Origin of the sequence: uncultured Wocania sp. (assembly GCF_964021735.1) — a bacterium.
In the GTDB taxonomy this organism is placed as follows: Bacteria; Bacteroidota; Bacteroidia; order Flavobacteriales; family Flavobacteriaceae; genus Wocania_A.
Genome location: NZ_CAXIBN010000119.1, coordinates 1 through 10,330, shown reverse-complemented (window position 1 = coordinate 10,330; position 10,330 = coordinate 1). Strand labels below are relative to the sequence as shown.

At 30.6% G+C, this 10,330-nt stretch carries 12 protein-coding genes and 1 pseudogene; 10 read left to right on the top strand and 3 right to left on the bottom strand.

Features of this window, described 5'->3' with window-relative positions:
• On the bottom strand, positions 1-379 hold a 379-nt coding region (locus AADI82_RS10835), incomplete at its 3' end, for a hypothetical protein (protein ID WP_341216455.1).
• Positions 380-534: 155 nt separating this feature from the next.
• Here AADI82_RS10835 and AADI82_RS10830 point away from each other — a divergent pair.
• From AADI82_RS10830 to AADI82_RS10800, 7 genes are all read left to right on the top strand, one after another.
• Positions 535-1,158 carry a tetratricopeptide repeat protein gene (locus AADI82_RS10830; protein WP_341216454.1) on the top strand — a complete coding sequence of 208 codons (624 nt, stop codon included), beginning with the start codon at positions 535-537 and terminating at the stop codon, positions 1,156-1,158.
• Positions 1,159-1,180: 22 nt separating this feature from the next.
• On the top strand, positions 1,181-2,521 hold the full coding sequence (locus AADI82_RS10825; RefSeq protein ID WP_341216453.1) for a histidine kinase: 1,341 nt from the start codon (positions 1,181-1,183) through the stop codon (positions 2,519-2,521).
• A gap of 20 nt (positions 2,522-2,541) precedes the next feature.
• A complete protein-coding gene (locus AADI82_RS10820) occupies positions 2,542-2,844 on the top strand; it encodes a 2TM domain-containing protein (protein WP_341216452.1) in 303 nt (100 codons plus the stop codon).
• The gene (locus AADI82_RS10815; RefSeq protein ID WP_341216451.1) at positions 2,835-3,191 is read left to right on the top strand and encodes a 2TM domain-containing protein; all 357 of its coding nucleotides are present in this window, start codon (positions 2,835-2,837) and stop codon (positions 3,189-3,191) included. Before AADI82_RS10820 ends, AADI82_RS10815 begins: the two co-directional genes overlap by 10 nt.
• A gap of 207 nt (positions 3,192-3,398) precedes the next feature.
• Positions 3,399-4,154, top strand: coding sequence for a LytTR family DNA-binding domain-containing protein (locus tag AADI82_RS10810; RefSeq protein ID WP_341216450.1), 756 nt, complete (start codon positions 3,399-3,401; stop codon positions 4,152-4,154).
• Positions 4,155-4,546: 392 nt separating this feature from the next.
• Positions 4,547-5,023, top strand: coding sequence for an Hsp20/alpha crystallin family protein (locus AADI82_RS10805; RefSeq protein ID WP_341216449.1), 477 nt, complete (start codon positions 4,547-4,549; stop codon positions 5,021-5,023).
• Between the two features lie 96 nt (positions 5,024-5,119).
• Complete coding sequence (locus AADI82_RS10800; protein ID WP_341216448.1) at positions 5,120-5,602, top strand: hypothetical protein; 483 nt, start codon at positions 5,120-5,122, stop codon at positions 5,600-5,602.
• A gap of 115 nt (positions 5,603-5,717) precedes the next feature.
• Here the strand turns inward: AADI82_RS10800 and lpxD are convergent, their stop codons facing one another.
• Together lpxD and AADI82_RS10790 are read right to left on the bottom strand one after the other, a co-directional pair.
• Entirely contained in the window at positions 5,718-6,713 is a 996-nt protein-coding gene (lpxD, locus tag AADI82_RS10795) for a UDP-3-O-(3-hydroxymyristoyl)glucosamine N-acyltransferase (RefSeq protein WP_341216447.1), read from the bottom strand.
• Between the two features lie 61 nt (positions 6,714-6,774).
• Positions 6,775-7,947: an LETM1-related biofilm-associated protein gene (locus AADI82_RS10790; protein ID WP_341216446.1), complete on the bottom strand. Its 1,173-nt coding sequence runs from the start codon at positions 7,945-7,947 to the stop codon at positions 6,775-6,777.
• A gap of 155 nt (positions 7,948-8,102) precedes the next feature.
• Here AADI82_RS10790 and AADI82_RS10785 point away from each other — a divergent pair, with 155 nt between their 5' ends.
• The 3 genes and pseudogenes from AADI82_RS10785 to AADI82_RS10775 form a co-directional block, all read left to right on the top strand.
• The gene (locus AADI82_RS10785) at positions 8,103-8,750 is read left to right on the top strand and encodes a DUF4331 family protein (RefSeq protein ID WP_341216445.1); all 648 of its coding nucleotides are present in this window, start codon (positions 8,103-8,105) and stop codon (positions 8,748-8,750) included.
• Between the two features lie 24 nt (positions 8,751-8,774).
• Entirely contained in the window at positions 8,775-9,380 is a 606-nt protein-coding gene (locus AADI82_RS10780; RefSeq protein ID WP_341216444.1) for a DUF4331 family protein, read from the top strand.
• A 95-nt stretch (positions 9,381-9,475) separates the two neighbouring features.
• Positions 9,476-10,330: pseudogene (locus tag AADI82_RS10775) on the top strand (cell surface protein); the annotation flags it as partial.

Genomic DNA, 10,330 nt, shown 5'->3' with positions numbered 1-10,330 from the left:
TATTCTGAAAAACTACCTTTCTAAATTCGCTTGGTTTTTTGCTATTTAAAAGTTTTAATCCATTACTTGCATCAATTAATTCCTGAAAATTTTTCTCACTAGCCTCATATTGGGCTTTGTTTTTATAGGTTGTTATAAGTATAAATGTATAAGGTGTTTTAACAGTTGGTATGGTTTCTAGTAGTTGGTAAGATTCAATATAATCCTTTTCTAGAGCTTTAATGCGTAGCTGTTGCCAATTGTTTTGATAATAAAAAAGAGTTTCTGCTTTGTTTTGGTTTAAAATCTGTACATAATCTATCATAGAAATATGTGTAGATTGCTGACTGCTTCCTATATAAAACGAAAGCAATGCTATAAGAAGAATTATCTTTTTCATCTATTTAAATTTTCTTCAATTTAATAATTTTTGCTTATCGATAATTATAGTTTAACATTTCGTCTGTAAAAAATAACAATTCGGTAAGATGCTTTTTTTAAAATTAAGCATCTTCTAGATATTTGTTGCATCATTAAATAATAAAAAACAGACACATGAAACATTTAGTTATTACCGCAACTCTTTTATTATCAGTATTTATGACTGCTCAAACTAACTACGAGAAAGGCATGCAAAAAGCTTTTCAGCTTTGGGGAAGCAATCAAACAACCGAAGCCATAAATTTATTTGAGCGTATTGCAAAAGCAGAGCCAGACAATTGGTTGCCACTGTATTATGCAGCACAAATAAACATTGTGAGTAGTTTTGGTGAAAAGGACGAAGAAAAACTTACGGCACAACTTAAAAAAGCACAAAACTTAATTAACGATGCTACAGCAATATCTAAAGATAACCCCGAGATTTTAGTTCTTCAAGCCTTATTACATACTGCTTGGGTAGCTTACGATGGTGCAACGTATGGTATGACACTTTCTGGGAAAGTAGTAGAATTATATGTTAAAGCAGCGCAAATTGCACCAGAAAACCCCCGTGTAGTATTTAGTAAAGCAGAGTGGGATATGGGAGGAGCACGATATTTTGGACAAGATACTACACCATTTTGTAAAGATGTTGAGCGCTCGTTAGAACTTTTTGCTAACTTTAAGCCAGAAACTCCATTTCATCCTAATTGGGGAAAAGAACGCGCAGAACAAACATTAAAATCTTGTAAAAAGTAAAATTAAGAACTAAATAAATACCATGACAAAATCTGTTAAAAATATTATATTCACTTTCGTTATTGGGTGCATCATATTTGTATTAGCTAACTTTATTTCTGATGGATTTGAGTTTGATAATGTAAGCGATTTTATAATAAATTTTTCATTTTATCAGCTTTATTCGTTTGTCCTAGGGTATTCTAACATGTATTTTTTCGATTATATGGAGCGCCGCCAATGGAAAAAAAACGATACTATAAAGCGTATTGTTTTTGGTATTTCTGGATCTACTATAATTACCATAATTGGTTTGTTTCTCTTAAGAGCTTCAACATCGATATTTTATAACGGTAATACTTTCGAAGTTTTTTTAGCTAACGAAAAAATTAAGTATTATCAGTTTGGGTTATGGGTTACTTTAACTATTGTAGCTATTTTTCATGTTATCTATTTTTATAATAAGTATCAACAAAACAAGATAAAAGAACAAAAAGTAATTGCAGGTACTGCAAGTGCTAAGTTTGATGCTTTAAAAAATCAGTTAGACCCACATTTTCTATTTAATAGTTTAAATGTATTAACCAGTTTAATTGAAGAAAACCCAGATAACGCTCAAAAATTCACAACATCGCTTTCAAAAGTATATCGTTATGTTTTAGAGCAAAAAAACAAAGAGTTAGTAACAGTTGATGAAGAATTGCAATTTGCAAAAACCTATATGTCTTTATTAAAAATGAGGTTTGAAGACAGTATAGTTTTTACCATGCCAGAAAAGGCGTTAAACCCAGAAAGTAAAGTTGTGCCACTTTCGCTACAATTACTTTTAGAAAATGCAGTAAAGCATAATATGGTAACACCAAGTAAACCGTTGCATATAAAAATTTACGAAAACCAAGGTAGTTTAGTTGTCGAAAACAATTTACAGCTCAAACAAATAGTAAAAAAGAGTAGTGGCGTAGGGTTGAGCAATATTATGCAACGCTATGATTTATTAACCAACCGAAAAATAAATGTAAATAAAGATGCAAATAGGTTTGCAGTAGCTATACCTATGCTTACAAAACAAATATCAGTCATGAGAACAGAACAAACATCATCAAGATTAGATGACAGTTATGTGCGGGCACTTAATTATGTTGACGAGCTTAAAGGGTTTTATTATAGCCTAATATCGTACTGCTTGGTTATTCCATTTTTAATATTCATCAATTATAAAACCTCTTGGAATTTTCAATGGTTTTGGTTTCCTATGTTTGGTTGGGCTATAGGTATATCTATTCATGCTTTTAAGGTTTTTGTAAACGATGGCGCATTTGGCAGAAATTGGGAAAAACGTAAAATGGAAGAATTTATGAAAAATGAAAAAAATAATTGGGACTGAAAAATAACAAATATAAAGACATGAAAAGATTACCAGATTCTGAAATCGATAAAAAAACGATAAGAGCCCGTAAGCATATAGAAAATATAAAAGGATTTTATCAGCACCTTTTTGCATATTGTTTATTCACTCCGTTTACAATTTTTATTAACTATAAAACCTATTGGGACTATAAATGGTTTTGGTTTTCAGTTATAGGTTGGGGTATTGGTTTAGCTATTCATGCTTTTTTTGTTTTTGTTCATAAAGGCCCGTTTACAAGCAATTGGGAAGAACGCAAAATTGAAGAGCTAATGCGTAAAGAAGAAAATAAGTGGAATTAGCAATTAAGATTATGGAAGAGCATCGATTAGCACAATACGAAAACAAAAACCATCAAAAAGAGCAAGCTTATGTGCGCGCTAAAAAACGGGTAAAAGAACTTAAAGGCTTTTATTGGCATGCCTTCTGGTATGCAGCAGTTAATATTTTCATTATTAGTATGGTGGCAGTAAATTCAAATAGTGACGATTTTTGGCACTTTGGAACATTTACAACAGCATTTTTCTGGGGTATAGGTTTAGGCTTTCACGCCTTAAGTTTATTTGGTAAAAATTTAGTTTTTTCTAAAAACTGGGAAGAGCGTAAAATTCAAGAATATATAGATAAAGATAAAAAACAATGGAAATAATAGGGGACTTCCTTTTAGGTCATGCTTTCACAAGTCGTTCTCTGCGATGAGCGCCAACAATTGCTCAATCCCTAATACAAACTAGTCAGTAGCATTTAATCATAATCAGTTAATATTCAGTAGCAGTCAACAGTAAAAAAACATCAGTGAATTAGTAGCAAAACAAATAGATTTCCTTCTTCAAGGAAATGAAAAAATATTTTATCGATGAATGTAATAATTATAGAAGACGAAAAACCATCAGCACGACGTTTACAACGTATGCTACAAAAACTAAATTTAGAAACCGAAATTATGTTGCATTCCGTAGAAGAATCTATTCATTGGTTTCAAAACAATGTACATCCAGATTTAATATTTCTCGACATTCAATTAAGCGATGGCTTATCGTTTGAAATATTTGAAACCATTGAAATTAAAAGTGCAGTCATTTTCACCACAGCTTACGATGAATATGCACTACAAGCCTTTAAACTAAACAGCATCGATTATTTATTAAAGCCTATCGACGAAGACGATTTGGCCACAGCCGTAAAAAAATATCAAGAGCGTACACCACAAAAACAGGCTGTAACTTTAGATTTTAACGATATTAAAAAACTACTCATAAACCCGATTGATAGAGAGTACAAAAAACGTTTTTCAGTAAAAGTAGGACAGCATTTAAAACTTATTAATATAGACGATATTGAGTGTTTTTACAGCGAAAACAAAGGCACATATTTATACACCAACGAAGGACGAAATTATTTATTAGACACCACTTTGGAGCATTTAGAAAACGAATTAGAACCACAAACTTTTTTTCGTATTAGCCGTAAATTTTTTGTAAACATAAATGCTATAAAAAATATGATAAGTTATACTAATTCACGTTTGCAAATTAAGTTAAACACCTATAACGAGCAGGAAATTATAGTAGTACGAGAGCGAGTAAAAGATTTTAAGGCGTGGTTAAATTAATTTTTCAGTATTAATGACCCTCTCAGACTTGACAAAATTTCATATTACATAACCATTAAAACAAACATAAGCTTTAAAGAGCTTTGTTAGAGACTTATAAATAAGTATTCTCTATATTTATTAGTCGATTTTCTTTTAAAATATACCCCTCTAATAAGATTTCAAATTGATTTTTAATTTGTTCTTTAAAGCCTTTAAATATTCTGTTACTCTTTAATTTATATTAAAAAACTGTCAAATTGACATTGTATTCTATCCTAAAACTGTCAAAATAAACGAAAATTGATGCGAAAATGTGGCTTATAGACTTTGGTATTTTTTTTGTTTTATTGAAATAGAAATCAAATGAGATTTCAAAATTGATTTAATGTTTAATTTAAAATTTTGTAATTATGAGCAATTTAGTTAATGTTCCTAAAAACGGAAGTTTATCTAACACTAATTCAAATATAAACTTCCCAAATTGGTCTAATTGGTTAGATGATATTTTTAATAGAGATCTACCAACAGTATTTAATTCAAACTTTAATACGGGTATTACTTTGCCAAAAGTAAACATTAAGGAAAGCGCCGATGCTTTTGTAGTAGAAATGGCTGCTCCAGGTCTTAAAAAGTCTGATTTTCAACTTGACCTCGATAATCAAGTATTATCAATATCTACCGAAACTAAGGAAGAAAACGAGCACAAAGACGAAAACTATATGCGTAGAGAATTTGGTTACTCGTCGTTTAAAAGAACTTTTACATTACCGGAAAGTGTAAATGACGAAAAGATTGATGCACATTATAAAGATGGTGTTTTAAGCATTCTTTTACCTAAAAAAGAAGAGGCAAAACAGAAACCTGCGCGAACTATTAAAGTTTCGTAATTGTTTTAATAAGTTTTTATGATTGAATTAGGGAAGGAGGCAGGTTTTATGCCTCCTTTTTTTTGTCAATTAATGTTTAATTAAAAAATTAAGATAATGAAAAAGTATATGTTGTTTTTAATGATTGCAATGCTGAGTGTGAGTTGCAATGGGCAGAAAAATGAAAAAGAAGTACTTAAAGAAGATGAAAAAGCTATAGTAGAAGATCCAAAAGGGACATGGAAAGTAGATAAAGAGTTTGATGAAAACGGAAATTTAATACGTTACGATAGTATATATTCTTGGTCGTCTAACAATAAGTTTGATAATTTATCAATGAAAGGAAGAGATAGTTTGGTAAAATCTTTCGAATCAAAATTTTTTAGAAATTTTTCTCAATTTGAAAACCAAGGATTTGAGAATATGTTTGCACCAGATTCGCTATTTAGTAAACACTTTTTTAATGATAACTTTTTTAAAAGCGATTTTGGTAAAGACTTTATAGATATTGATAATATAAGACAACAAATGATTGATAGACAAAAGAAGTTTTTAGAAAAATATCAGTCTGAGTTTATAAAACCAGAAACAGAAAACTAAGCAACGTATTTTTATTATAGGTATCGGATATAGTTTGTTTAAAACAATTTATATCCGATTTAATTTTAAAACATATTAATAATGCACTATTAGTTATAGTTATAACAAAGTCAAACTATTGGTTTTTCATAAAGCGTCTTACAGCAACCCATTGTTTTAACATATCTCGTGCCTCTTGTGCTGGATAACCTAGAACAGTTTGTCCTGATTTTACATTATTCATAACACCAGAACCAGCACCAACAGTTGCACCAGATTCTATAATAGTGTGATCTTTAATAGAAGCACTTCCGCCAATAATAACACCATCGCCTAAAGTTACAGAACCAGCTAAACCACTATGTCCTGCCATAATGCAAGAACGTCCCATAATACTATTATGAGCTATTTGTACAAGGTTATCTATTTTACAACCATCGCCAATAATGGTGGAGCTAAACTTAGCTCTGTCTACACACGAGTTTGCTCCAATCTCAACATAATGACCAATAACTACATTACCAATTTGTGGTATTTTAACCAAACCTCTGCCATCGTCACTAGGGCGATATCCAAAGCCATCTGCCCCAATACTTACATTGGTATGAAAAATACAATGACTACCAATAATACAACGTTCGCGAATTACGGTTCCAGACCAAGCAATAGTATTATCGCCAATAGTAGTTTCATCAAAAACACAAACATTAGGGTATAAAATAACGTTGTTTCCTAATACCACATCTTTACCAATGTAGCAGTTTGCACCAATTTTACAACCGTTGCCAATTTTAGCTGTTGTGTGTATAACTGCAGTTGGATGAATATCAGTTTCAAATTCTGGTGCTTGCGGATTAAATAATTCCAATATTTTAGCCATGGCTAAATCTGCATTTTTCACTTTTATTAATGCCCGATTTTCACCAGGTTCAATATTCAAGTTGTCATTTATAATTGCGGCACAAGCTTTTGATTCTTCCCAATACTTAACATATTTACTACTTCCTATAAAGGTTATATGATTATTCTTTGCGTTTTGTAATTGTTCAGGGCCATTAATTTTTTGGCTTGTATGTCCTATTAATTCCCCATTTAAAATATTGTTAATGTCATTAATTGAGTAAGAAGTCATTTTCAGTTTTGTTGGTTAGTTGATTGTAAATCTAACGGAAATAAAATAGAAATCACATTTTTTATTCTTCAATCCTATTGTCATCAAAAGCCGATGGTAATAATTTTGGAATGAATTTAACTACTAATGGTAATAATAAAGCACCACCTGGAAGTAAAAATATAGCAAGACTTGGTATGGATTTAAAAATATCTAAAAGCTGTTCTTGTACTTTTTTTTGTTCTTCTTTATTTAAATCTCTAATGGTAGATTGAGAAATAAGAACCATAAGTTCTTTACTATCTTTTAATTCTTGATATAAACGTTTACTATTTCTAGAAATAAGTTTAGTTACCATTTTACTAGAGTTGTCATAAAAACTTTTTACAATATTTTTAGAACTTAGTAGTGCTATATTATCTTTATTAATTGTATAAAATTGATTAACCGATTTTATAGATTGATCAACTTTAGATGGGTCTACATGTAAGTCGTTACCTAATTTTATTAAAAACTGTTGTTCATCTTTATCAATAGTACGGTCGCTCCAAGTTGCCATACACGCTAAATCTAAAATATACTGTTTTTCTTGAGGTGTTCTTAAAATACTAATCGCATCTTTATAACTAATTTGAGCATTGCTTTGATGTCTTAATGAAGATTCGAAAAGCTTTATTAAACTCTCGTCATATTGATTCTTACTAGTTTTAGATTTTAAAACATTTAATGAAATAGATTCGATAGCTGCTTCTAGATTTTTTATATAATCGTTAGAGATAGATTCATTTTTTAAGAACTCTTGATAAGCCAATACATCTACAAATAACAAAGCATTTATAATAAAATAGTTGAAACTTTTTGTGATGATATTATCATCTATCTGAATACGTTTATGAATGATTTTTTCGAGTTGCTCATTGGATTTATTTCCTCCTAAAAGCTCTTGAAAAAAAGATATTTTAAGCTCATTAATACCAGTGTAAAAACTTATTATACTATCTACAAAAGAAAGTTTAGAGTTTGAGTTAGCGTGTGTGTATAAAAAAGTTAAGCATAAGTTAGTTTTGCATAACTCTTCTTCAGTAAGATCATTTTTTTTTAAAGCTTTTGCAGCAACACTTAAATTGCTACCATAAATGAAGCCGCTGGTTCTTAAAGCACTATAAAATTCACCTTCATTATAATTTAAAAAGGAATTGTTTTTAGCTACTTCTTGCAGCAATTTTTTTATCCAACCTTGAGCTGACGGATTCATTTAATCTTTATTATTAAGATGTAAATGTAATGTTTTAGATGATTAAGTCGCAAATATTTGTTTTAACAAAATTTTAACAAAACCACTCTTTTCTTTTTTCCGTAGGTATGCATGAGAGTCAAAAATTAATAATAACAAATAATCTCAAAAAAATCATGAAAAATTTAAAAAGAGTTTTAGGAATTGGAGTTATAGCTTTCGCTAGTATCTTCATTATTGCAGCAGATCATATTGATGCACCTGCAGTACAGGGTGGTAATAGCGATATTACCGATTTTTATGCCTTTCAAGGCGCAGACACAAACAATTTAGTTTTTGTGGCTAATTTACAAGGGCTACTAAGTCCAAGTGCAACATCAAGTGCAACGTTTGACGAAAATGTTTTAGTCGAATTTAATATTGATACTGATGATGATAAAGTTGAAGATTTAGTAATTCAAGCGATTCCAAGAAATGGAAAAATGTATTTTTTCGGGCCTATTGAGCCGTCGCAAACAGGACTTAATAGTACAATAGAAATCACATCTACAGTTGGTGGTGTTGTAGATATTACAACTGGTTCGAATGCTATTGTAGCTACAAAAGGGGATATGAGATTTTTTGCTGGCCCTCGCGATGATCCTTTCTTTATGGATTTTGCTCAATATTCTGCAATTATTGGAGGTACAGCAACCAGTTTTAATATGCCAGGCGCAGATACTTTTGCGGGGACTAATGTAATGTCTATTGTAGTTGAAGTACCAAAATCAATGATTGGTGGCTCTGGAACTATTAACACATGGGTAGAATCTAAAAGAAAATAATAATAACCATTTAAGATAATAATTATGAAAAATTTAAAAAATTTTCACGAACGCTTAAACAATTTAAGAGCTGTGAATAAATCTATAAAAATATTAAGCTTTGCATTCGCGATTTCATTATTAACATTTAATTGTACAAGTAATGATGACACCGTAATAATAGACCAAACACCAGATTTTTCTGGAGTTTACGTACAAGAGGATCAAATGGGAAGACCAGCTGTAAATACGGTATTTGTATCTGCTGCTGCTAAAGATGATTTTAATGTAACTCCTCCATCTAGTCAAAGTGCGGCATTTCAAAGTATGTTTCAAACTAATTTAGAAGGCTTAAGTCCAGCATTTGCTAATCCTGGAGATATGAATGCGCTAGGGCAAACTTCGGCTGCATTTACAGGTCTTTTAGCTACCGATGTTTTAAATGTATCGCTAGATGGAACAACTACTTTTTACGATGGCACTAATGTTTTAACAGGCCGTGCTTTGGCTGATGATGTTATTACTGTTGAATTGCTATTAATTTTTGGTGGAGAAGATTTTAGCGAAAACCCTGGGTTGTCAAACGATAATGTAGATGCTAACGATAAAACCTTTTTAACCTCATTTCCTTATTTAGCTTCACCATGGTAAAAGCTAACTTCATCAGGGCATATTAACTTTTAGTATGCTCTGATATTTAAACCTATACAAAGCCTAAACATACAAAACTAAAAAATTAAAGCACAATGAAACTTATAAATCAATTAGCACTTGTTTTGTTATTACTGCTTATAGTAAGTTGTAATAATGAATCAAAAAAAATCACAGATACAAACGATTACAATAGTTATTTAGAAATTACTGAGAGCGAGATGTTGCAACTCGTAAGGGAAGATTTAAAATTTTGGGAAGAAAAGCATGAAAAAGAACCAAATCAGTTTCCTTACTTATCAAAAATCGCAGCATCTCAATCTCAAATATTTACTAAAACAGGTAATATTGAAGCTTTAATTAAAGCTGAAAAAAACTTGATTGAAGCCAACGAGTTAAGTCATTATAAAAAAGTGGGTTATTTAAGAGCTTTGGCAAGAAATTACATTTCGCAACATCGGTTTAAAGAATCACTAGAATTATTACAAAAAGCTGAAGCTATTGGTGAAGGTTTAAAAGCCACCCAAAAAATGTTATTCGATGTACATTTAGAATTAGGCAATTATCAAATAGCAAAAGCGTATTTGAATGAATTGGTTAATACTTCAGATTTTGATTATTTAATTCGCTTATCAAAATGGTCTGACCATCGAGGACATTTGGACGCTGCCATAAAATATATGGAACAAGCTAAAGTAATTGCTGAGGCTTCAAATATTCCATCAACAAAACAATGGGTTTATACAAATTTAGCCGATTATTATGGGCATGCAGGAAAAATTAAAGCATCCTATAACCACTATTTAAAAGCATTAAAGATACATCCTGAAGATGCATATGCAAAAAAAGGTATTGCGTGGATTGTTTATTCTTATGAGGAAAACCCAGATGAAGCACTTCGTATTTTAAACTCAATTACTAAAACATATAATGCTCCAGATTATCATTTG